Source organism: Burkholderia sp. ZZQ-2 (genome assembly GCF_050768715.1).
Lineage (GTDB): Bacteria > Pseudomonadota > Gammaproteobacteria > Burkholderiales > Burkholderiaceae > Burkholderia > Burkholderia cepacia.
On the sequence record NZ_LDVA01000386.1, the window covers coordinates 56,535 to 79,350 of the forward strand.

General features: G+C 61.2%; 17 protein-coding genes and 1 pseudogene. 7 read left to right on the forward strand and 11 right to left on the reverse strand.

What is annotated here, in order from left to right; translation table 11 throughout:
• Positions 1–214: 214 nt before the first annotated feature.
• On the reverse strand, positions 215–898 hold the full coding sequence (locus tag ABY44_RS40160; protein ID WP_060174765.1) for a glutathione S-transferase: 684 nt from the start codon (positions 896–898) through the stop codon (positions 215–217).
• A 135-nt stretch (positions 899–1,033) separates the two neighbouring features.
• Here ABY44_RS40160 and ABY44_RS40165 point away from each other — a divergent pair, with 135 nt between their 5' ends.
• A complete protein-coding gene (locus ABY44_RS40165; RefSeq protein ID WP_060174789.1) occupies positions 1,034–1,609 on the forward strand; it encodes a TetR/AcrR family transcriptional regulator in 576 nt (191 codons plus the stop codon).
• A gap of 354 nt (positions 1,610–1,963) precedes the next feature.
• Here ABY44_RS40165 and ABY44_RS40170 read toward each other — a convergent pair whose 3' ends face one another.
• Positions 1,964–2,536, reverse strand: a complete 573-nt coding sequence (locus ABY44_RS40170) for a cupin domain-containing protein (RefSeq protein ID WP_060174764.1) — start codon at positions 2,534–2,536, stop codon at positions 1,964–1,966.
• Positions 2,537–2,617: 81 nt separating this feature from the next.
• Complete coding sequence (locus ABY44_RS40175) at positions 2,618–3,028, reverse strand: hypothetical protein (protein ID WP_027792411.1); 411 nt, start codon at positions 3,026–3,028, stop codon at positions 2,618–2,620.
• Positions 3,029–3,255: 227 nt separating this feature from the next.
• Here ABY44_RS40175 and ABY44_RS40180 point away from each other — a divergent pair, with 227 nt between their 5' ends.
• On the forward strand, positions 3,256–4,095 hold the full coding sequence (locus ABY44_RS40180) for an AraC family transcriptional regulator (protein WP_060174763.1): 840 nt from the start codon (positions 3,256–3,258) through the stop codon (positions 4,093–4,095).
• 103 nt (positions 4,096–4,198) lie between these two features.
• On the opposite strand, the gene ABY44_RS40185 is transcribed toward ABY44_RS40180, so the two are convergent.
• The 4 genes from ABY44_RS40185 to ABY44_RS40200 all read right to left on the reverse strand — a co-directional run bounded on the left by ABY44_RS40185 (position 4,199) and on the right by ABY44_RS40200 (position 10,605).
• Positions 4,199–4,771 (reverse strand): Fur family transcriptional regulator, encoded by a 573-nt coding sequence (locus tag ABY44_RS40185; protein ID WP_081072834.1) that lies wholly within the window; start codon positions 4,769–4,771, stop codon positions 4,199–4,201.
• 123 nt (positions 4,772–4,894) lie between these two features.
• Positions 4,895–6,364 carry an efflux transporter outer membrane subunit gene (locus ABY44_RS40190; RefSeq protein ID WP_230948911.1) on the reverse strand — a complete coding sequence of 490 codons (1,470 nt, stop codon included), beginning with the start codon at positions 6,362–6,364 and terminating at the stop codon, positions 4,895–4,897.
• Entirely contained in the window at positions 6,351–9,485 is a 3,135-nt protein-coding gene (locus ABY44_RS40195; RefSeq protein ID WP_414143100.1) for an efflux RND transporter permease subunit, read from the reverse strand. Before ABY44_RS40195 ends, ABY44_RS40190 begins: the two co-directional genes overlap by 14 nt.
• The gene (locus ABY44_RS40200; protein WP_060174760.1) at positions 9,457–10,605 is read right to left on the reverse strand and encodes an efflux RND transporter periplasmic adaptor subunit; all 1,149 of its coding nucleotides are present in this window, start codon (positions 10,603–10,605) and stop codon (positions 9,457–9,459) included. The genes ABY44_RS40195 and ABY44_RS40200 overlap by 29 nt, the downstream gene beginning before the upstream one ends.
• A gap of 338 nt (positions 10,606–10,943) precedes the next feature.
• Here ABY44_RS40200 and ABY44_RS40205 point away from each other — a divergent pair, with 338 nt between their 5' ends.
• A complete protein-coding gene (locus ABY44_RS40205) occupies positions 10,944–13,229 on the forward strand; it encodes a TonB-dependent receptor (protein ID WP_081072831.1) in 2,286 nt (761 codons plus the stop codon).
• A gap of 180 nt (positions 13,230–13,409) precedes the next feature.
• Positions 13,410–13,700: pseudogene (locus ABY44_RS40210) on the forward strand (MFS transporter); the annotation flags it as partial.
• 118 nt (positions 13,701–13,818) lie between these two features.
• Here ABY44_RS40210 and ABY44_RS40215 read toward each other — a convergent pair.
• On the reverse strand, positions 13,819–15,930 hold the full coding sequence (locus ABY44_RS40215; RefSeq protein WP_060174757.1) for a hypothetical protein: 2,112 nt from the start codon (positions 15,928–15,930) through the stop codon (positions 13,819–13,821).
• A gap of 460 nt (positions 15,931–16,390) precedes the next feature.
• Between ABY44_RS40215 and ABY44_RS40220 the strand changes: the two genes are divergently transcribed.
• Positions 16,391–17,227 (forward strand): alpha/beta fold hydrolase, encoded by an 837-nt coding sequence (locus ABY44_RS40220; RefSeq protein WP_060174756.1) that lies wholly within the window; start codon positions 16,391–16,393, stop codon positions 17,225–17,227.
• 130 nt (positions 17,228–17,357) lie between these two features.
• Here the strand turns inward: ABY44_RS40220 and ABY44_RS40225 are convergent, their stop codons facing one another.
• Positions 17,358–18,245: a LysR substrate-binding domain-containing protein gene (locus ABY44_RS40225; protein WP_431643640.1), complete on the reverse strand. Its 888-nt coding sequence runs from the start codon at positions 18,243–18,245 to the stop codon at positions 17,358–17,360.
• 198 nt (positions 18,246–18,443) lie between these two features.
• Here ABY44_RS40225 and ABY44_RS40230 point away from each other — a divergent pair, with 198 nt between their 5' ends.
• Positions 18,444–19,094: a LysE family translocator gene (locus ABY44_RS40230; RefSeq protein ID WP_060084123.1), complete on the forward strand. Its 651-nt coding sequence runs from the start codon at positions 18,444–18,446 to the stop codon at positions 19,092–19,094.
• A 56-nt stretch (positions 19,095–19,150) separates the two neighbouring features.
• A complete protein-coding gene (locus tag ABY44_RS40235) occupies positions 19,151–19,525 on the forward strand; it encodes a gamma-glutamylcyclotransferase family protein (protein WP_059697202.1) in 375 nt (124 codons plus the stop codon).
• Positions 19,526–19,567: 42 nt separating this feature from the next.
• On the opposite strand, the gene ABY44_RS40240 is transcribed toward ABY44_RS40235, so the two are convergent.
• Complete coding sequence (locus tag ABY44_RS40240; protein WP_060174754.1) at positions 19,568–20,257, reverse strand: DUF3142 domain-containing protein; 690 nt, start codon at positions 20,255–20,257, stop codon at positions 19,568–19,570.
• Positions 20,258–20,300: 43 nt separating this feature from the next.
• Positions 20,301–22,481, reverse strand: a complete 2,181-nt coding sequence (locus ABY44_RS40245; RefSeq protein WP_060174753.1) for a hypothetical protein — start codon at positions 22,479–22,481, stop codon at positions 20,301–20,303.
• Positions 22,482–22,816: the final 335 nt, after the last annotated feature.

Sequence of the window (22,816 nt, forward strand, 5' to 3'; positions counted from 1 at the left end):
TGCCACGACCGCGTCCTTCCACTCCGCATTGCTACGTGAGCACCGCGCGCAGTACGCCTCTACGATTGACCGATCTGCTGCGCAACGTTTGGCGTCGTGCGGCCATCCGGTATCGATCGAGTAGCCGAGTCGTCGAAGTTGCGCAGGCAGGTCGTTCCCGATTTGCAACCAAGGATTGGTCGACCGTCGATGACGGTCGGGCACGACTGCTGTTTCAGGCGAATGCCGGCTGGTTCTTGACGCTGGGACGTTCCCGCATTCTCGTGTACCAATCCAGCAGCGCCTCGCACTCCGCAGGCACGGTTAACTTCACGATTGACGCAAAGACGAGACCGCCGATGACGGTGATGTCGGCCATAGAGAAGGCATCCCCAGCGACAAACGGCTGCTTTTTCAGGACGTCATTGAAGTAGTGCATGCCCCTCAGGGCTTTATCGCGCTGACGAAGCCCCCATTCGGCGTTCTGATAGAGCTCGACGTTGGGTCCCAACCCTGGCGTGGCATGGTGGAAATAGACACTGATTGCGTCGAGCAACTCCAGCTCGGCGCGCTTGCTCATCATGTGGATCACGCCTTTTTCGAGTGGTGTCCTGCCGGTCAGCGTGGGTGCGCCATCGAGCGTATCGAGGTATTCGGTAATGGCTGTGCATTCGGCGATGCACGTTCCGTCGTTTAGTTCGAGGACCGGCAGCGTTCCCGAGTAGTTTTTCTCGGAGATGAACTCGGGCCTTTTGTGCTCCCCCTTGTAAAGGTCGACCATCACGAACTCGACGCGCGATCGCAGACCTTTCTCGGCCAGGGCGATACGGACGCGCGTCGGATAGGGGCCTTTGGGGAAATCGTAAATCGTCATGATCGGGAGTTGGGTTACGTCGAAATCGGTGGTGCTGAAAGCCATGCGTGCCTCTCTATGCGGTTTGTCACACGGGGTCGGACGATATGGGGAGTGGATATCCACATCTACCTAACGTTCGTTAGGTTTACGGTAGAAGGTATAATTGCCGGTGTCAACAGTCGTGGAGGCGGTAGCAGAGTGAAGAACGAGTCAGGCCTGAGTTCCAGGGAGCGAATCCTGGTGGCCGCCACAAAGATTGCCCAGGCGCACGGCTACAGCGGGCTGAACTTTCGTGATCTCGCTGAAGCTGTCGGCATCAAGGCCGCGAGCATTTACCACCACTTCGCAAGCAAGGCCGATCTTGGCGCAGCGGTGGCGAGGCGGTATTGGGAGGAATCGGCAGCTGCGCTGGATGCGATTTTGGCCGAATCCGCAAATCCGATCGATTGCCTGCGCCGCTATCCCGATACGTTTCGCAAAGCGCTTGAGCATGGCAATCGCATATGCCTGTGCAGCTTCATGGCTGCCGAATCTGATGACTTGCCGGAAACGGTGACGAAAGAGGTCCAGACTTTTGCCGATGTGAATGTTGCGTGGCTGAGCAAGGTGCTGTCCGACGCGGCCGTGGTCAGCGCCGAGGATAGCGAACGGCGTGCTCGCGCCATCTACGCCGCCGTCGCTGGCGCTCAGCTCATTGCCAGGAGTCGCTCCGATATTTCTGTCTATGACGGGTTAATTGAAAGTTATCGCATTGCGGGTCTTCTGCCGGCATAGCCGCATCGAGCAAGTCGGCTTTGCGGACTTTCGTCTCAGCGAGGTACGGACGGCCGCTTTTCGCAGTGAACGGATCTACGAACGTAGGATCCGGCGTCACCATGATGTCGCTTCCTGATCGAATGGGGCCGGCCGCTCCGTGACGGATGACCGGCGCAGATCGACCCACTCCAGCCGGTCGCCGTGCCAACAGTGTAAGGGCAGGTAACGGAGCACTCCGGCCGGAAACGCCGTTCGACGGGGGAAAGGAGTCGAGGTACGGATCGGAGGGGGGCGGAAGCGATGGTGGGGGCACGAAAAGCGTCTACGGCCTCACAAGAGTCGCCGCGCGTCCATGTGCGCGCCGCGCGCCGGTCAAAGCAGCCGTGGCGTGCCGACCCAGACCAGCACGGCTTCGTCGTCGCGCGTGTTGGTCCAGATAGGCGGAATTGTCGATTCATAGTGCGCGCTGTCACCCACGCCGAGCACGAACGTTTTGCCTTCCAGCGTGATCGTCACTTCACCGCTGAGCACATGCACGAATTCCTCGCACGCGTGCGTGGTTTCTTTGCCTGGTCGCTCGCCGGGCGACATGCGCACGAGAATCGCTTCGAGTTGGCGGTCGCCCGGCCGAATCGACAGGCGCGCGAGCAGATCGGCGGAATCGGCGAAGGCGAAGTACCGCAGATCCTTACGGCGTCGCACGCAACTTTCCTCGGTCGGCGTATCGATGAAATAGCTGGCGGACACGCCCAGCGCTTTCGCGATGCTCGCGAGCGAAGTGATCGACGGGCTGGCGTGATCTCGCTCGACCTGCGAAAGAAAGGGCTTGGAAAGCTGCGAGACGGTCGCGACGTCGTCCAACGTGCGACCCTGGCGCTGTCGCAGCAAGCGAATCTTGCTGCCGACGGAGACGGAGCGCCGGGTTTCGACCGTTTTCGATGCCATTGACCTGCCTCATTTCTTCAGTGCTCGTACCGCCTCTTAACGCGCCGGCCTCCAGATTCCGACCGACCTCATTAGTCGGGCCTAGTGCGACCATGCATCCGTTTGCTCGCCCAGCAACAACCTCCGCGCCAGGGCCAGCGCCTCGTCTTTCGTCGCAACCGTGAGCATGGGATAGCCCCAAAATTTTTCGTATACCAAAGCGAACGCCTTGGTCGCCAGTCGCTTGGCGGTATTCGGTTCGATGTAGATCCCTGCCTTGACGAAGGTCCGCAATTCGCTCTTGTGGCGTTTCATCCAAAGCGAGGTTTGCTTCCTTTCTTCCGGCGAATGTTCGTGTTCGCCTTTATCAAGCCCCTCGTCGTTGAGTAAGACGAAAACTTCCTTCCGTGCGAGCAATCCCTCGAACTCGGCAAAAGGCGAGACTGTGGGGTCGGTGCCTGGTGCGTTTAGTCGCATCCAGACCAAGGGGAACTTCGAGGCGTCAATCAACATGCCAATACTCCTTCGGCGCATCACGGGAAATAGCTGGCAGCCCCACTTCGTCAAGAAAAATGGGATACCCCTCCGGACCGGCAGCGCAATAGCCCTGGCGAGCAGAACGACCAGCATGGTCAATCACACGATACCGGCGGAATAGCTGGACGTCATTGCACAAGTTGGCCATAATATTTTTCAATTAGGCCAGCGCCTCATCTTGGATCCGAAGCCCGATACGCATCATGTCAAGCATTGCCATCACCGATCCGGCCGTGGCCAAGGACGTGGATAACCTGCCCCGGCCCGTTGTCGCCCTGAGTGCCATGTCGGTAGCCAAGGGCTGGGAACATGCGAGGCATCGGCACCGCAGGGCGCAACTGCTTTACTCCGTCCGTGGCATCCTCAACTGCGAAATCGAAAACGGTGTCTGGATCGTGCCGCCGCAATGCGCGGTATGGATACCGGGAGACTTGCCCCACTCGGCACGGGGATCCGGTGAAACCGAATGTCATTGCCTGTTCGTGGAGCCTGATGCCGCACCGGATCTTCCGAAAACCTGCTGCACGATCTCCGTCTCGCCATTGCTGCGCGAGTTGCTTCTGAAGGTGGCCGGCTTCCCCGCGTCATACCCGTCGGGCGGCCGGGAAGACCGACTGATTGCCGCGTTGCTGGATGAGTTGGCGGCGGCTCCGGTAGAAGACCTGCATTTGCCGATGCCGCGTGATCCGCGATTGCGCCGACTCGCGGAATTGCTGTTGGCCGATCCTACCGACAAAACCTCAAAGGGCGATTGGGCCACCCGCATTGGCATGAGCGAGCGAAGCATGAGCCGGCTTCTGCTGCACGAAATCGGCATGAGCTTCGGACGCTGGCGCCGGCAACTGCATGTGATCCTTGCGCTTCAACGCCTGACCATCGGCGAAAGCGTGCAAACGGTGGCGCTGGAACTGGGCTACGAAAATGCCAGCGGGTTCATCACCATGTTCCGCAAGGCGGTAGGCAAGCCGCCAGCACGATACCTTTCCGATCGAACGACAAACGCGCAGTCTGATGCCGTACGCGGCATCGTGCTTCCCGATTAAGTCTCACCTTGAGTGGAGCGTGCCGTCGTCCACCGAGCATGGAGGCCAGGCAGCAAAAAGCGGTGAGGCGCTGTCAGATCGGGCGACCTCGGTTTAAGGTCACCTATTCTCTTCTCCTGTGGAACGGCCGACATTCCGCACACGTCACGGTGATGGTAAAAGCTGGCTCGTTGTCGAGATCGAAGCCTTCCTTGGTCGCCAGTGATCGGAGATGCTCGTGCAATGCCCGATCCTCAATAAAAACCAATCGCGCGCCACAGCGGCAGCGCACGGTGTCGTTCTGAAGGTTCTTCCTGTCCGGCTTGAGCGCGTAGAGTGCGCGGCCTTGTGCGCCCTCCGTGCGGACCAGCAAGCCGGAGGTCCATAAATCATTCAGCGCACGGTAGATCGAGGCCGGTTTGAGGCTGTCGAGTTGCGTGCAGAGGATGCGATACATTTGACTGGCATCCAGACAGCGCGGCGCCGCCTGTTCCAGTACGGACAGGACACGGGTACGAGCGATCGTCGGTCGCAGTCGGCTGGCCGCCAATCGTTGTTCCTGAGACGACATCGGCGGTGTGGTCGCCGGACAGGCTGATGTGGTGTGCTTCATCGTGTGTTTGCCAGACGGCAGGCTCTTGCTACCGAATGATGTAATCAGGTCAATGATCCGAGGCGGGTCGTCGCGCGGGTCCATATCCATATTCCTTCGCTATGCAGAACTTCCGGTTGTTCGCGACAACGCGGAGCCGCGTGGCTAATGGTTGGCATCAGACATCGGCGCGACGGTGAGATCGCCCACGCGCCGATGCCCTCAGCATTACTGCGTACTGGCCTGTTCCCAGCCACCGCCAAGCGCCTTGAATACGCTGACTCGCGCAGAACCGACTCGCTGGTCAGCAGCGGCCACCTGGGCTTTCGCGTCGATCAGACTGGTCTGTGCCACGATCACGTCGAGGTAGCTGATGGAGCCGGCGCGGTAGCGCTGGTCGGCCAGCCGGAAGGCATTCTCGGCACGGTTACGCGCCTCTACCAGCGCATCGCGCTGCTGCATCGCCGCGCCATAGGCGCTCAACGATTGCTCCGACTCCTTCAGTGCATTCAGCACGGCACCGTCGAAGCTGGCCAGCGACGCCACGCTTTGTGCCTTCGCCTGCGCAATGCGACTTCGAGCCACCATCATGTTGGGGAACGTCCACGAGATGAGTGGCCCAAAAGAGAAGGACAGGGTGCGATTGCCTTTCAGGTAGTCGTTGCGCAGGTAGTTACCCGAAGCGCCCAGCGTGACACGCGGATAGAGATCCGCCACGGCCACGCCGATGCGGGCGGTATCCGCCGCCAGTTGGCGCTCGGCCTGACGCACGTCGGGGCGACGACGCAGCAGCGCAGTGCCATCGCCGACCGGCAACGCACCGGAAATCTCGGGAGCCTTGGTGCAGGCACGCGCCGGTTCCGGCACTTGCGAGGGCGTGCGCCCCGTCAACGCGGCCAGCTCGAACAGTGCGGCTTCGCGCTGGCCTTGCAAGGGCGGCAATGCGGACTGGGCCTGGGCTAGCGTGAGGCCAGCCCGTTCGACATCCAGATGCGACGCCGAGCCCGCGTGCGCCTGGCTGTCGATGAGATCCAGGCTGCGCTGTGCCAGCTCGATGGACGAGCGCGCCACGCCGATGGACTCACCGTAGCTGCAGGCGTCCACATAGGCCCGCGTCGTCTCCGCAACAACAACGACCCTGGCGGCATCGTAGGCGGCGGCGACTGCATCGGTGTCGTCGCGAGCAGCCTCGATGTCGCGCCTGACCCGACCGAACAGATCGAGTTCATAGGAGACGTCGAGGCCCGCGCTGTAGCTCCATTGCGCGGGGGCCTGGCCAGTGCCGGACCACGTGGTCTGATCGCGCCCGTATCCCACGCCTCCTGACATACTGGTCGCAGGGAATTGCCCGCTGCGCGCTTCCGTGTAGATGGCCCGCGCGCGATCGAGGTTGGCCATCGCCACGCGCAGGTTGGGATTGGCCGACAAGGCTTCCTGCACCAGCTTGTCGAGCGCGGGGTCGTCATACAGCTTCCACCAGTTCGCGGGCAGCGCTTCGGCAACATCCGTATTGGATGGGCGACTGACGAAGGGGCCTGCAGCGGTTTCCGGTAAGGCCGGCGCGTGGTAATCGGGGCCGCTGGCGCAACCTGCGGTGATAACGGCAACGGCCACTGCCATGAAGGCAGCGCGCGGAGAGGGAAGCGTCGCCGGACGCGACACAACAGGCATCGCAGGAACCGGTTTAAAGGGCGACATCGGGAGCCTCCGCAGTAGCGAGTTCGCGGGCGCGAGAACTTTCCGCTGTTACCCGGTGATCCTTGGCGATGAAGCTGTAGATGGTGGGTAGTACGAACAGCGTGAAGAAGGTGCCGACCATCATGCCCATCACCACCACGATGCCGATGGAGAACCGGCTGGCCGAGCCTGCGCCGTCTGCAAACAACAGCGGCACAAGGCCGGCGACCATTGCCGCGGTGGTCATCAGCACGGGACGCATCCGCACCGCCGCGGCCTTCTCGATCGCCTCGATGCGGCTCAGGTTTTCGTGGTGCTGGATATGGTTGGCGAAAGTGACCATCAGGATGCCGTGCTTGGAGATCAGGCCGATCAAGGTGACCAATCCGATCTGGGTGTAGATATTGAGCGTGGCAAAGCCCAGCCACAGCGGCACCAGCGCGCCGCAGACCGCCAGCGGCACCGTCACCAGGATCACCAGCGGATCGCGCAGGCTCTCGAATTGCGCCGCCAGCACCAGGAAGATCACCACCAGCGCGAAGCAGAATGAGATCAGCAGACGGTTGCCTTCCTGCACGAACTGGCGGCTGTCGCTGAGCCAGTCCACACTGGTGCCGGGCGGCAGCGGCTGCGATTGCAGGAACTTCACAGCCTCGCCCATGCTCACGCCCGGCGCCGGCAGCATTTCGAGCGTGGTCGAATTCATCTGGCCGAACTGGGTGAGCTGGTTCGCTTGCGGGCGCATCTCGACATGCGTCACGGTCGACAATGGCACCAGTGCGCCGGAGGTCGTTTTGACATAGAAACGCCCGAGGTCTTCCGGTGTCATACGCTCGGCGCCGCGCACTTGCGGAATCACGTCGTAGGAGCGGTCGTGGAAGTTGAAACGATTGACGTAGTTTTCCCCGACCAGCACGGCAAGGGTATCGGCGACAGACTGCATGGTCACCCCCATTTCGCTGGCCTTCGCATTGTCGATCGTGATGTGCGCCTGCGGGCTGTCGTAGGACAGGTCGTTCTGCACGTAGAGGAACAGACCGCTGGCATAGGCCGCTGCCTTGATCTTCTCGCCGGTCTCGTACAGCGTCTTGAAGTCGTCGGGCGAGCGCAGCACCATCTGCACCGGCAGGCCGCCGCTGGAACCCGGTAGCGGGGGCAACTGCACGGCGGTCAACGTCTCGCCGTCGATGGCGCCGCCGGCGGCTTGAATCTGCCCCTGGATCTCGGTGGCCGACCGCTTGCGTTTCGACCAGTCCTTGAGGATCGCGCCACCCAGCATCATGTTCTGGCCACCGGCGGAGTCGCCGATGTTCATGAAGCTGCTGTCGAACTCGGGAATCTGCTCGAACAGCTTTTCGATCTGCTGAGCATAGCGGGCGGTGTAGCCGACGCCCGCATATTGCGGGGCCTTGGTGACGACGATGACGGCGCCCTGATCCTCGGTCGGCGCCAGTTCGCGGCGAGCGCCGGTGAACAGCACCGCGATGGCGGCCAGCACGGCCACACCGACCAGCAGCACCGCACCGCGAGCGGCTAGCGTGCGGGCCAGCAGGCGCCCATAGAACGCCGTCAGCCCTTCCATGTAGTGCTCGACCCGCTTCGCCAGCCGTCCCTCGCCCTGCCTGGAACTGAGCAGCATCGAGCTCATCACCGGCGAGAGCGTCAGCGCGACCACTCCCGAGACGATGACCGAGCCGGCCAATGTGAAGGCGAACTCCTTGAACAGCGCGCCGGTCAGTCCACCCATCATGCCGATTGGCGCATAGACCGCCGCCAACGTGATAGTCATGGCGATCACCGGCCCGACGATTTCGCGCGCGCCGAGCAGGGCCGCGCGCACAGGAGTCAGCCCCTCCTCAATGTGTCGATGGATGTTCTCCACCACGACGATGGCATCGTCCACCACCAGACCGATCGCCAGCACCATCGCCAGCAGCGTCAACAGGTTGATCGAAAAACCGCAGACCAGCATCAACGCAGCGGTACCGACCAGCGACAACGGAATGGTGACGACCGGAATGATCACCGCGCGGAACGTGCCGAGGAACAGGAAGATCACCGCGATCACGATCACGATGGCTTCCACCAGCGTGTGTTTGACTTCCTCGATCGAAGCATTGACGAAGCGCGCTACGTTGTAGTTCGGCGCTACCGTCAGTCCTGGGGGCGCCATTGCACGAATCCTGGTCAGCAGTTCGTTGGCCTGCTTGACGATCTCCAGTGGGTTCCCGGCCGGCGTGGGCTGGATAGCGACGAAGATCGCGGGTATGCCGGTGGCGAACGAGAGGCTATTGTAGTTTTGGCCACCTATTTCCACGGTGGCGACATCCGACAACCGCACGACGCCTCCGCCGGGGCTCGACTTCACGACCATCTGGCGGAAGTCCTCGACGCTGCGCAAATCGGTGGCCGCGCTGATGTTGGTGACAGTCAGCGCGCTCTTGAGCTGGCCCGGCGCGGCCTGCACGTTATTGGCGCGCAGCGCGGCCGATATCTCGCCGGCCGACAGCCCGCGCGCGGCCAACCTCACCGGGTCGATCCAGATGCGCATGGCCAGCGTCTGGCCGCCATAGACGTCCGCCGAGGCCACCCCCGGAATGCTGGTGAGCAGAGGTTGCGCAACCCGCGACGCGAAATCCGTCACTTGCGGGATCGACAGCGTCTTGCTGTAGAAGGCGATGTATTGCACGGCTGTACCGCCCTCGGTGGACTTGCTGATGACCGGATCGGTGATGCCCGCCGGCAACTGGTACTTGACCTGCTGCACCTTGGCAAGGATCTCGGTCATCGCGCGATCGGCGTTGGCGTTGAGCACCAATCGCGCCTTGATCTCGCTCTTGCCTTGCGTGGTGGTCGAACTCAGGTATTCAATACCGCTGGCCGTGGCGATGGACTGCGCGATCGGCGTGGTCACGAAACCCTGCATCACGTCCTGGGTTGCCCCTGGAAGCGTGGTACTGACCGTGATGGTGGCGTTTTCGAGATAGGGGTATTGCCGCACAGGCAACAGGAAAATCGACGTGGCGCCCATCAGCAGAATGAGCAGGCTGACGACCAGTGCCAGGATGGGCCGACGGATGAAGATGTCTGTAAAGCGCATGGCGTGGTTTCCTTTACCGCGCGCTGGCGCTGGAGGACGCAACGGCCGGGGCGTCAGGAGTCGCCGTTGCCGAAGGGGGCGTGCTGTTGATTTTTACGGTCGCACCGGGCGGAAGACGGTTCTGGCCAGCCATCACCACGATGTCGCCAGGCTTGATGCCTTGGGATACCAGAACCTCCTCCCCGAGCCGGCGGCCGGTGATGACCGGCACGGCAACCGCCTTGCCGACTCCCTGCGCGTCGGCGCCTTTCACGACCACCACGCTGTCACCAGAGGCCGAAGTCTGGATCGCCGTCAGCGGCAATACGATATTGTCCGTCGTGGCGGGCAATACCAGCCGCGCCGTCACATACATGCCGGGTTTCAGCAACCGGTCGGTATTGGGCAACAGCGCCTGAACGGCCACATTGCGGGTTTCTCCATCGATACGCGGTTCGATGGCGCTGATCCTGGCGGTGAATACCCTCCCCGGCACAGCATCCACCGTTACCTGAACCGGTGCGCCCGACGTCAGCCTGGGCATATCCTGCTGCGGCAACGTGAAGTTGACATAGAGCGGATCGAGCTGGGTCAGCGTGGCGATCGCGTCACCGGCATTGAGATACTGACCCAGATTGATCCGTCGGATACCTAACTGACCGGAGAACGGCGCGCGAATCGACTTTTGCTGAATGCGTGCGTCCAGTTGCCGGACTGCCGCGGCAGTCTGGGCAGCGTCCGCCTTATGTTGTTCGAGCAATTCGCGCGGTTCCGCGCCGGTAGGCGCCAACGCTTGCGAACGCCTGAGTTGCAACTGGGCGAAATCGGCTTTGGCCACGGCAGCGGCACGATCTGCTTGTTCGGGGGCATCGTAGAGCTGAATCAGCACCGCCCCTTCCTTCACGGACTGGCCTGCGTCGAAATTGACGGCGGTCACCCGCCCCGAGGTATCGGGAGCCAGCAGCACTTCATGCACGGCTTGCAGGCTGCCAACGGCCTGCCACTCGTCGGCCACACTGCGAGGCTCTGCGCGGATCGTCGAGACAGGCATCGGCGGCATGGCCTGTTGTTCTGCGCCGCCGCTTCGAACAGCGCGCCAGGCATACAGCAGGCCGAAGACCACGACCAGCCCAACAACGCTTATGACAATGGGTTTGGTACGGGAGATAGCGGCGGTGCTCATGCGCGCCCCGCTCGAGCAAAGGGGATCGAAATGGCGCTTGAACGGCCGCGCATGGCCGATCTACCGATGATATGTGAGTGCACGGGTATTCCTCGGGAAGGACGAAGTTCTCGGCCGGCCAGAGAACAGGCATGGCAGGCCACGATGAGGCGCAGCCTACCCGTGCAGCCACACTTCTACATTGCGAAATCTAGTCAATTTATTTCGCAATACGGCCATCTCGATGGAAAGACATACACTTGGCCTGATTGAACAAGGAATTGGCCAAATCTCGCTACGGAGGTGTGTCGGCGAATCGGTAAATTGACGATCCCGATAATGCAAATGAGTCTCGTTTAATGTCTAACACGCCTCATATTGAAGGGCAATGTGCGGTACATCGCTCTCCCTTTCATCAATCCCTTGGCAGAAGTTCAGGCTCGATCGATGCGATGCGCGAAGGGCTCCCGGCGTGTGGCTTGCGTGTCGTCCGTACCGTCCGACATACATTGCTCAACGCAACGATTGCCGCAGCCGTCGCCGTCGCTGCTCCAGACGTGTTCGCTACCGAAGGAAAGCAAGCGCAATCAACCACTGAGTCGCCGGATAGCGGCACGTCGGCATCGAGCGCAGAGAGCACGGTCCTTGAGCCCGTCACGGTCACCGCCCGGAAAACGACCGAACGCCTTCAGGATGTGCCTGAAAGCATCACGGTTCTGCAGGCGAAGACCTTGAAGGAATCGCCCTTCGATCCAGGTGTGGCTATCGCCGGCCATGCGCCCAATGTGCAATGGGTCAGCCGCGCCACAGGCTCCCAGTGGTTCTCAATTCGCGGTGTCAGTTCACTTGGGACGCCTGCCAACTACTCCGATGGCACGATCGCATTCAATGTCGATGGTGTGCCGAACAGCATGATGAGCGCGTCGAACATGTTGCTCGACGTCGACCATATCGAAGTGCTGCGCGGTCCCCAAGGCACGCTATGGGGAACCAATGCGCTGGGTGGCGCCATCAACGTTGTCACGAAGCAGCCTGACGGAACTCGGGATGTTCACGTGACAACCGAGGTCGGCGAACACGGCTATCGCATGGGCGAGGCAGTTCTTGGCGGCAATATCATGCCCGGACAACTTGACGGACGGATGGCGATCCGTTACGGCCATGAGAATGGCGATATCAGTAGCCGTTACACCGACAAGCTGGGCAAGCGCGACATAGGCGCATTCCGTGGAGGACTACGCTTCACGGGGCTGGACGACACGATCATCACAGTGACGGGCAACTATCTGCATGATCAGGCTAACTCCCCGCTGTATGTCCTGCGTAGCGCCAGTCAGTTTCCGACCAGTGGCATCCTGACCGAGCCGGACTTGAAGACAACGCAAGCGGGCGCCACCGTGACCGTCGAGCATTTTTTCAAGAATTTCCAGCTCACTTCCATCAGTTCCTACCAGCACAACAAGCTGGAAAGCGAACTCGATCTCGTGGACAAACTTGTCTATGACGCGATCGGGTTCCCCGCATCCAGTAACGTGGGCCACTCAACGGATCAGGAGAACATCTTCAGCCAGGAGATTCGGCTGAATTCACTCGAGGGTGCCCCGGTTCGCTGGGTCGTCGGTGCCAGTGCCATGCGAACCAACGGCATACGCTGGTGCAGCAGTACGCAGTGCGCGCCGCCTCCGTATTCCGGCTCAGTCGCGATGAAAAGCAATCTCGACACGACCAACCTAGGACTGTTCGGGGACGTTTCGATCCCCTTTGCGAACCGCTGGGAGTTCTCGATCGGCGGCCGGGTAAGCCATGACAATATCGAGATGAAGCAGGACAACTCCCTGGGCCTCGCTTCGCTGACCGGCTCCAACTCAACGTCGCAAACCTATCCGACAGGTCGGGTAGCACTATCCTTCAAGTGGACGAACGACATTCAAAGCTACGTGTCGGTTGCTCGTGGTCACGCGTCACGGGTGTACCCGCTCTTTAGCTATCCGGTCGATGGCATCGTGGGCAACCCCTATCCGGCCGCTTTGGGGTGGACTTACGAAGCGGGCGTCAAGGCCGATCTTCTAAGCCATCGTCTTCAGATCGATGCCAGCGTCTATCACAACGACATCAAGAACGGTGTCATGTCCTATCTCGATCCTTCGCTTGGCGCCTTTCGGACAACATATCAGGACTACAAGACCAGTGGTTTCGAATTGCAGGCGCGCGCGCTCATCGCTGAAGGCTTGAGCTTCTCCGGGGGCGTCGGCTACATCCATAGCGAACTCGGAGCCAACGGCGCCGCAGTCAATACGGTCACTGGCAATCCTGTTCCGAACACACCGAAATGGACGGCGACGGCCGGGCTGCAATACGAAACCTCGGCCAAGGCGATTCATTTGCCCGGCAAGCTCTCCGCCGACCTTCAATACCAATACACCGGCAAGCGCACCGCGGATATAGACAAATCTTATTACCTTGATGCCTATAGTCTTGTGAATGCCCAAATCGGATGGAAAAACAAGGATCTCGAAGTCTATCTGTTCGGCCGGAATCTTTTCGACAAACGCTATGAAACCTTCGGCAGCCTGTACTCCGGCATGCAACTGGTTTCGGTCGGTCGCGGCCGTACCTTGGGGGTAGGCCTGACCAAAAGCTTTTGATTGCCGCCAGTAGGGTCGTTTGGTCATCTAGCCGCCCCGGCGCATCGAGAGATTTCACGTTATGGCGAGCAAGGGGCAGCACTATCGGATCGTATTCGCGGGATGTGGCGTGGCTGGCCTGCCGATCGCGCCCACAATCGGCGCTCGAACTGTGCCCGAGCGTCCCCCAAGGATCACCTGATGGTCCGTCGCGCGGTGGCGCGCGCCACCTTCGGCACGGCGCTGGAATGGTTCGACTTCGCGTTGTACGGTGTCGTCGCGGCGACGATCTCCGAAGCTGTTCTTTCCGTCGCTCGACCCGACCGCGTCACTGGTGAGCTTCTGGGCGGGACTCGCGGCCCGTCCGCTCGGCGCGGTGATCTGCGGCACGCTCGGCGCAACCTGATGCTGGTCACGGTGTCGGTGATGGGGCCGTCGTCGTTCCTGATGGGCCTGTTCACCGTCACTTCATCAAGGGCCGTGATCGACCCTTAAGCGTCATTCATCGCTCTCCACAGCGGACGTTGAAGGCATTTAGCTGAATTGCCCAAGATTTTGCTACGTAACGGCGTCACCCAATCATCTGATGGGATTCGGCACACCTACCAAGTTAGTCGAGTCGTAGCTTGAGTTTGTCCTTGTAGATACCGAGGCGCAATTGCGCCCGATCAATGAACTGGTTGTAGAACAACAGTTCTGAATACAGCTCACCATAGCGGTTTCCAGTCTCCGGATCCTCAAGCGCGCCTGTGTGGAAGTATCCCTTCGTACTGGCAAATCTGGTCCATCCCGTTGGCATTCGTGAGTGGTTTAATTTGCTTCCGATTAGGTAGCCGTAAAATTTTCTTATTTTTCCATTAGATTTTGCAGCCAACAATCGCGCATACTGAGTCAAGTCATTGATGTGATCTTGAATCTCTACGTCAGGCGCTTTGAATTCAATGATAATGGCTGCACCCTCTTGATTGAAAAGTGCGATATCGGGCCGTTTCGCGGAATGCAGTTCATTATTTTCCGAAAAAAGAGCCTCAAGACTTTTGTCGATATCTGAGTCGAACAGATCCTGACCATCTAGCCATTTCAAAGTACTCAACGGCTTGTCAGAAGCAATGTGTTCAAAGTACTGATATTCCTCATTCAGAAGCCAGATGTCGTGATCTTTTGTGTCGGCACTGTCCTTTCCAGTCGGAAAAAAGACGTTGTGAATGATGCGCTCATGCTCGTTTCGCTTTCCATCTGCTTGCTGCTGGCATTCTAGCAACTTATCAACAGCATGCCGAAGCACTTCAATCATCGCGCTGCGCCGGACAACCAACTGCGACAAATTGGTCATGTCCATCTTTTTTATGGTGCTGGTATATTTCCAAGACAATTCATTTACTTTGTCCCGAAAATCATCCGACCTAGGATCCAGCTTTAGCAACTCCTCCTTAACCTTGAATAACCTAGATGTATCCCCGACGATGTCTTCCTGAAACCTCTTCAGAACCCGTTTAGCGATGTTTTCCTCGGTATCGCTGTAGTGAATTTTGATGTTGGCTCCTTCGAGCATTTGCTGTGTAATACCAAATTTTTGCTCCGTCGCTCGAACGAGATCATCCCTATTAAAATCCTTGGGCGTAATAATTCCGTAGACATAGTCTTCGAGGGAATCTACAACATCCTCGAGTGAGAATTTTTCATCCAAGTTTTCACTTTCACTACATTCGTACGGTATATCGAATCCATCGCGCTGCTGATTTACGGCCTCCTCCAGAAAATTACTTTCCACCAAAATAAGTTCAAATTTTCCGTCGATGGGCCTCTTTCTGTCTGCGGTCGATTTTATGTACCGGCGCGTGAGCTGTTGGACGATCGCGGAATTCGCGCACAAGGCCACTTCATGTTGAAAATTCGGAAAATCATTTTCCGAGAAAGAGTAACGGGTAACCTTCAGGTCTGGACTAGATCTAAGGTCTTTGCCATGTCCACAAACCAAGGGGATAAGCCTTGTTTCAGATGGGAAAGGTAGATCCTTTCCTTGAATGGTCGTGCTCTCGGAATTGTTTCCGTGATTAGATATGATTTCAATTGCGAAGTCACCAATCAACCCCTTCAAAACGATGAGTCGTTGAAGGAAAGACGTATATAGGTGAGCAGCAACCGCGCGACATGAAAACACGTCTGGAGTGTTCTCTTGTTCGGCCCTATGCTCGGAGTTGCGTGGTGTGTTGCGCCGGCGGCTCAGCTTAATGGTCGTAAAAAATTCAGAATCACGTGCGGGTGTTTCTGTGAACGATTCTTTCGAGATTTCGCGCGTAGTAGTATCAACGACAAGATTCCGACGTATAAATCTATTTCCCTGCTTGAATTCACTTTCAAGTGAGAGCTTATCGAAATGATGGAAGAACTGGATGCGCCCAGCTCCTTTGCATTTTCCAATACCCTGGATTCTAAGCTGATCTTTGTAAGTTGAGTCCTTCGTAATGAACGCCTTCACTTGATCGTCCCCAAATCCAGCGCCATTGTCTGTACAGGACACCTCGACATCGAAGCCGTCATCAAAAAGGGTTGTGTCAATAATTTCAGATTGGATTTTCACCAAAAAGGATGGGGCGTCCTTTTCAGAATTTCGCCGGATCAAATACGAGTCGATAGCGTTCGAGAGCATTTCTTCGAACACGACGTAGTCGCTGCTGTTGATGGCGGTATTCTTGAGTCCACCACGAATGTCGAGAGTCATGTTAGTGCCAACACGTTGTGTCTACGTTTGAATGGTATGCCATCTGCCTACTTATAGGTGCACACGAAAGACTTTCGGCCTGCATGTAAGCAGCAATGGCACGGCCGCGGAAAGGTATCTTCGTATGTGCATAAGACAGTAAGCTGGGGTCGCTCGATGACACAAGGAATCGCTTAAATGGCAAGCTCGCAACAGTGTAGATTGTCCCGAATCCAGGTCGCCGTGTCGAATGTCGCTTGTTGGCCGAACCGAGTCAGACGATCTGACGCTGTCTGTTCGGTCCAGTCCAGCCTTATACAGTTGACGCAGCGCCATCGTTCGCCCTTCGGGCGGGGGAGGGGGGGCACGTTGGTCGGATTGTTTACGGCCGCTTGCATCGTGGCGTCATCGTTTGACAATACTGTCCGATAATGGCTCCCGGCCAGTGTGCCATGTTCATCCACGTCACAGGAGCATCGCGATGCCATACGTCACAACGAAGGATCACGTCGAGATTTTCTACAAGGACTGGGGCCCGAAGGACGCGCAGCCCATCATGTTCCACCATGGCTGGCCGCTGTCGAGCGACGACTGGGATGCGCAGATGCTCTTCTTCGTCCAGAAGGGCTATCGCGTGATCGCGCACGACCGGCGCGGCCACGGCCGGTCGACGCAGGTGTCGGACGGCCACGACATGGATCACTACGCGGCCGATGCGTTCGCGGTCGTCGAAGCGCTCGACCTGCGCAAGGCGGTGCATATCGGCCACTCGACCGGCGGCGGCGAAGTGGCACGCTACGTCGCGAAGCACGGCGAGCCGGCCGGCCGCGTCGCGAAGGCGGTGCTGGTCAGCGCGGTGCCGCCGCTGATGCTGAAAACCGATTCGAACCCCGAAGGCTTGCCGCTCGAGGTGTTCGACGGTTTCCGGAAAGCGCTCGCCGACAATCGCGCGCAGTTCTTCCTCGATGTACCGAGCGGCCCGTTCTACGGGTTCAACCGCGAAGGTGCAACCGTGCATCAGGGCGTCATCCGGAACTGGTGGCGGCAGGGGATGGAAGGCAGCGCCAAAGCGCATTACGAAGGCATCAAGGCGTTTTCGGAAACGGACCAGACCGAAGACCTGAAGTCGATCTCCGTGCCGACGCTCGTGCTGCATGGCGAGGACGACCAGATCGTGCCGATCGCGGATGCCGCGCTGAAGTCGATCAAGCTGCTGAAGAACGGCACGCTGAAAACCTATCCGGGCTATTCGCACGGGATGCTGACGGTCAACGCGGACGTCCTCAACGCCGACCTGCTGGCTTTCGTGCAGGCGTAACCGTGACGCTCGGCGCAGGCCCGCTTCGGCGGGCTGCGTTGTTTTTGGACGGCTGGCGGCACCCGGTAACCGTGGCCGGTAGCGCCCGTCAGCGCCGTCGCCCAGGCGGCCGGTTCGCCGGCCGCAGGGTTCAGCCCGGCCCGTTGAAGCGGATGCCCGGAAACGTCAGGCGCGGCATCCGGTCTTCCAGGAACGTGAGGAGTTCGCGCACCTGCGCGGCTTTGCCGGAGTCTTCCGGCCAGACGAGATAGTACGCGTCGCCGGTATTGACGGCCGTCTTGAACGGCAGCACGAGCTGCTTCTCGTCGATTGCCGTCGCGCACAGCGCGAGATCGCCGATCGAGATGCCGTGGCCGGCGATGGCCGCCGCGATGCCCTGTTCGAGCATGTCGAACACCTGCCCGCGCGTGATGTCGACGTCCAGGCCGTGCCCGCTGCCCTTGAGCCAGCGGCGCCAGTCGCGCCGGTCGGGCGACGGGTGGATCAGCTCGCACGCCGCCGGATTCGTGCGTGCGACCGTCGCGGTCGCACGCGAGCACACCGGAATCAGCCATTCGTTGAACAGCTTCACGCACTGCGTGGCCTCGCCGAACTTGCCCGTGCCGAGCAGGATCGCGCAATCGTAGGATTCGCTGAAGAAATCGACGGTGTCGACATCCATCCACACGCTCGCGATCTGCACCTCGAATGCGGGCCGCGTGTCGCGAAAGGCGGCCAGCGCGTCGAGCAGCCAGCGCATCGTGAGCGTGGACGGCGCCTTGAGCCGCAGCACGTCGCGTTGCGACTGGAACAGCATGCAGGCTTCCTCGATCTGCCGGAAGCCGCGCCGCAGGCCCGACGCGAAGATCTGCGCTTCCGCCGTCACGGTCATCCTGGGCCCGCGCCGGACGAACAGTTTCCGGCCGAAGTAGGCCTCGAGCGTCCTGACGTGCTTGCTCACCGCGCTCTGCGTGAGGCTCAGTTCCTCGGCGGCAAGCGTAAACGAGCCGGTGCGCGCGGCGCTTTCGAATGCCCGCAAGGCGTAGACAGGGGGGAGCGGTTTGGCCTTCACGGGGTTTGAATATGAATAAAACTCATGTCATTCGACAGGATTTTCCGTTTTTCAGCAGCAGGCCGGGCGCGCCATACTGCAAAAAACCGTGCAATCCGCCGCGCTGAATCCAGATGATGCCATCGTAGCGCGCACGCGCGTCGATCCATCCAACAACTTTTTGTCATGGCACTCCATTACCCGCTGCTGTTCGCCTATCTCGCCGCGATCGTGCTGCTCATCGCGACGCCCGGCCCCGTCGTCATGCTCGTGGTCGGCACTGTCGCGCGGCGCGGGTTCCGCCAGGGCATGCTGACCGCGGTGGGCGCGAATGCCGCGAGCCTCGTGATGATCGCGGGGGCGATGCTGATGGTGTTCGGCGTCGTGCTCGTCAGCGATCGCCTGCTCACGGGGTTGCACGTGGCGGGTTGCGTCTTCATCGCGGTGCTGGCCGTCCGGACGCTGCTCGGCGAATGGCGCGCCGGCCGTACGCGCGACGGCAACGGTGCCGCACCAGGCGAACCGGCGTCGCAGGCGTGGCGCTTGCCGGGTGTGGTGCGCGGCTTTCTCGTCGGCATCGCGAACCCGAAGGACCTGCTGTTCTTCGTCGCATTCTTTCCGCAGTTCGTCGGCATCACGCCGGATTCCCGCGTGAGCCTGGCCATCCTGGCCGCGCTGTGGATCGCGGTCGATTTCACGATCATGACCGGCTACATGGCCGCGATCAACCATCCGCTGATTCACCGCAAGCAACGATGGATCACGGCCTCGTCGGCGGGTGCGCTGCTCGTGATTGCGCTTGCCGGGCTCGGCGGCGCGATCGCGGGTGGCGCGTAAGCCAGCGGGCGATCTGCGTTACGTTTCGTTTGTCCTGTTTTTTGTCGAGCTCAATCATGTCCGGCACCGCCCCGACTTTCTCCGAGCACCTCTTTTCCTATGGCACGCTGCAACTCGAACCGGTGCAGCTCGCCACCTTCGGCCGCAAGCTCGACGGTCGCGAGGATGCGATGCCCGGTTACGCGATGACGATGCTGAAGATCGACGATCCGGAGGTGGTCGCGACGAGCGGGAAGACGCATCATCCGGTGGTGGCTTATACCGGCCGACCGGGCGACCGCGTCACGGGCACCGTGTTCGCGATCACGCGCGAGGAGCTGCAGCACGCGGACGACTACGAAGTCGACGCGTATCGCCGCGATCGCGTGGTGCTGGAATCGGGCGTCAGCGCGTGGGTGTACGTGGATGCGGGTTCGCCGCGCCCGGAATGAATCCGGGGCACGGGAACGATCGACGTCGTCGCGTGTTTCCCGCTACTCGTTGCGCAGGAACACGACATAGCCGCGGAACCACGGGTTTGCCGCGAGGTAGGGCGGCGCATCCCATTCGCCGCCCTGGATGATGCCGATGCGAAACGGCAGCTGCAGCCGCGCGACGCGCGGCAGGTAGTCCGCATAGTCGGGGATCGTGCGGCGGCCCTGATAGGTCTGCACGACGACTTCGTCGACGATCCCCCTGAGCTGGTTGACCTGGTCGGTATCGATGCGGCTGCTCCAGTCGAGCAGCCCCGTGATGCTCAGCCGGCAATCGGCGGGCAGCGTCTCGCGCAGCGTCCGCAGGAATTCGAGGTAGTCCTGCAGGTGGCGCGTGCGTGCATCGAAGTCGATCTGGATACCGGTGATCGTGCGACCCGACGCGCGCCAGCGTTCGAGTTGCGCGAGCATGATCTGCGTGACGCGCGGCGTCCAGCGCAGCGTATGCGCACGATAGACGAGCCACACGCGCGCATGCGGCGCGGGTGGCAGCGCGACGCCCTGCGCGATCACGCGTACTTGCGACTCGTCCCGCGGCGATGCCTCGATCTGCCCTTGCAGCACGTAGACGGCGCGGGCGCCGCGCACGACCGCCTGCGGCTTCACGCCCGCCCACAGCCAGAACGTGTCGTACTGCGCGGCATCGACGGTGCCGGCCAGCGCGACGCGTCCGGCCAGCAGCAGCGCCATACACGTGATATACGCGACATACGCGACACGCTTCACGCGGCGCTTACCAGTAGTAGCGGAGTTTCTGCGCCCACACGCTGCCCGCGTAGCTGGCCTTCAGCGTATCGAACCAGCGCTTGCGCACGTTCTTCGGCACGTCCTTGCCGCCGCATTCGTTGGAGCCTGCCGGCGCATAGCACCTGATCGCGCGGTAGTACGCATACGCGCGGTCGTTCGGATTCGCCTGCGCATCGGCCATCACCGTCACGTAGCTCGACATCCGCTCGTACGGCTTGCCTGCGAACTGCGATGGCGCCGCGCCGAGCGTCGGCGGCACGCGCGCGGCGTTCGCCGCCGACGCGTTGCGCATCCACGGAGGCACCACATCGCCTTCGAGGTTGGCCGTGAGCGGGTTGACGCGCACGAACTCGGCGAGGCAGTTCAACCCTTTCGCGTCGGCCGGATTCTGCTGGAGCATCGCCGCGATGTCGCGCGCGGACGGGCACGTGTAGCCGTCTTCGGTTTTCGCACCGGACGCGACGAACGGCTTCAACGGATCGGCAGGCGTGCCGGACACCAGCGCGGCATCGGCGATGAACTCGGCGTAGTGCGAACGCGTGAGTTCCTTGTACAGCAGCGTGTACAGCGCGGTGTCGCGCAGCGCGCCGCCGGCCGCCGGGTTTTGTGCCTGCGCGCGCAGCAGGTCCGCGTTGGCGGCGCGCCGCAGCAGCACGGCGCGGATCGCGGCGTTCTGCACGGGCGAATCGTCGGCGAACGCATCGTTGACGAGCCCGGCCTGTTCCAGGTTGATCGCGAGCGCGAGTTCCAGCGCCTCGCGCTGGAAGCGGAATTTCGCGAGCGGGATCAGGTCGCGCCACAGCTGGCGCGCCTTGTCGGCCTGGCCGCTATCCTCCAGCGCGAACCCGCGCAGCGCCTGCTGGCTCAAGCCGAAGTAGTCGAGCGGCTCGGCGGGCGCCTGCGGCAGCAAGGCGAGCGCGGCGTCCGGCTTGTGCCCGATCTGGACATACCAGGTCGCGAGCAGGTAGTCGTAGAGCGCGGGCGCGTTCGCGAAGCGCGGCTTCTGCGCCTGCAGCTCGTCCAGGGTCAGCGGCTTGGTGCGGCTCGAATCGCTGTTGTCCGACGTGCGCATGCGCAGCAGGTCGACGGTCGCGAGCACGGTCGGCGACTGGATCTGGCGCGCATCGAATTCCGTGCCGAACAGCAGCTTGCTGTCGAGTTCGTTCGCCAGCTGGATCAGCGGCACGTTCGACGTCGCCGGCGACCAGCGCGCGAGCGCGCGGCCGTACAGGTCGGCCTGCTGCGTGACGTTGCCGCCGAGCCACGCGACCCGCCGCAACAGCCCGTTCGCGGAGGTCGCATAGCGTCCCTGCGGATAGATCTTCAGGTAGGTGCGAAACACCGTATTCGCGGCGTCGAGCGACACCTTCGTCACGCGGCCGAGCGACGGCGTCGGGTTGTCGTTGTCGAACACGTTGGCCTGCGCGGCGTTCAGCTGCGCGCGCCCGGCCATGTAGAGCCCGGTTTCCTTCAGCCACGGGTTCGCGCTGTGCGACGCGTTCGCGAAGGCCCGGGTCGCGGTGAGGAAGTCGGCGCGGTAGAACGCGTTCGTGCCGTCGAGATACGCGGCGAACTGCTGGCCGAGCGGCGACTTGACCGGCGGTTTCGTCCACGCGGCGCTCGCGGCGCCGGCGGCGCAGGTCTTCTGCGCGATGTCGGCACGGGCCGCGCGCAGGCGTGCGGCTTCGTCGGCGGGGAGGCCGCCGGCACCGCCCAGTGCGTCGTTGAACGCATCGGCGCCCGAGTTCATGCTGCGGCAGATGCTGCCTTCGCCGTCGGCATAGCGGTTCGACGACGCGTCGCCATCCGCCGCGTTGTCGGCCTTGGCGGTCGTGTCAGGCTCCTTCTGCCCGATGTAGATCCACCCGGAGAAGTCCATCGGAAACGGCACGATGATCTGGTTGATCCGGTCTTTCGCGGGGATCGTCTTCGGGTCCGGAAACGCCTGCGCGACCTTGGCGCTGTCGACCATCATCAGCATCGCGTTGATGCGCGTGTCGTTCGCGGGGCTCAGCATCGGCAGGTTGGCGCACGAGTAGGCGGTCTGCCGGAGGGTGGTGGGCGCGTAGCAGCCATCGTCGCCGCTGGCATGGGCAGCCGGAATCCAGAACAGGCCGGCCGCCAGCGCGGCGAACAGGTGTCGGTGCAGCAATGGGTTTCTGGGCATTTTTTTCTTGTGCCGGGTGTGGGGCCGCAGCGGCCGGGTCTCTCAGGTGAGGCGTTTCGCCCCGGCGCGTATCGTACCGCACCCGCGGCCCCGGCCGCGAGCGCGCGCAGGCGGGCCGGTGAAATGGAAGTCCACTCAGTGTGGACGCATCGCCACCTTGAATCCGGACCGCCTGAATTAAGATGCAGCCGGCAGCGACGGACCTTCGACGATAGACGTCGGTCGTCGTCCGCGCTGCCCGACGGGGGCGGTCTGCCGAGGGCGGTGTTCGCATCGATCCGCACGACGGAGCCGATCAGGACGGGGGGCGAACGGACGCCGGTTTTCGTGTCTGT

Bases quoted from the DNA above. Each gene is read 5' to 3' on its own strand.
- ABY44_RS40160 (WP_060174765.1), bottom strand. From the start codon at position 898: ATGGCTTTCAGCACCACCGATTTCGACGTAACCCAACTCCCGATCATG.
- ABY44_RS40170 (WP_060174764.1), bottom strand. From the start codon at position 2,536: ATGGCATCGAAAACGGTCGAAACCCGGCGCTCCGTCTCCGTCGGCAGC.
- ABY44_RS40175 (WP_027792411.1), bottom strand. From the start codon at position 3,028: ATGTTGATTGACGCCTCGAAGTTCCCCTTGGTCTGGATGCGACTAAAC.
- ABY44_RS40180 (WP_060174763.1), top strand. From the start codon at position 3,256: ATGTCAAGCATTGCCATCACCGATCCGGCCGTGGCCAAGGACGTGGAT.
- ABY44_RS40185 (WP_081072834.1), bottom strand. From the start codon at position 4,771: ATGGACCCGCGCGACGACCCGCCTCGGATCATTGACCTGATTACATCA.
- ABY44_RS40190 (WP_230948911.1), bottom strand. From the start codon at position 6,364: ATGTCGCCCTTTAAACCGGTTCCTGCGATGCCTGTTGTGTCGCGTCCG.
- ABY44_RS40200 (WP_060174760.1), bottom strand. From the start codon at position 10,605: ATGAGCACCGCCGCTATCTCCCGTACCAAACCCATTGTCATAAGCGTT.
- ABY44_RS40205 (WP_081072831.1), top strand. From the start codon at position 10,944: ATGTCTAACACGCCTCATATTGAAGGGCAATGTGCGGTACATCGCTCT.
- ABY44_RS40215 (WP_060174757.1), bottom strand. From the start codon at position 15,930: ATGACTCTCGACATTCGTGGTGGACTCAAGAATACCGCCATCAACAGC.
- ABY44_RS40220 (WP_060174756.1), top strand. From the start codon at position 16,391: ATGCCATACGTCACAACGAAGGATCACGTCGAGATTTTCTACAAGGAC.
- ABY44_RS40230 (WP_060084123.1), top strand. From the start codon at position 18,444: ATGGCACTCCATTACCCGCTGCTGTTCGCCTATCTCGCCGCGATCGTG.
- ABY44_RS40235 (WP_059697202.1), top strand. From the start codon at position 19,151: ATGTCCGGCACCGCCCCGACTTTCTCCGAGCACCTCTTTTCCTATGGC.
- ABY44_RS40240 (WP_060174754.1), bottom strand. From the start codon at position 20,257: ATGGCGCTGCTGCTGGCCGGACGCGTCGCGCTGGCCGGCACCGTCGAT.
- ABY44_RS40245 (WP_060174753.1), bottom strand. From the start codon at position 22,481: ATGCCCAGAAACCCATTGCTGCACCGACACCTGTTCGCCGCGCTGGCG.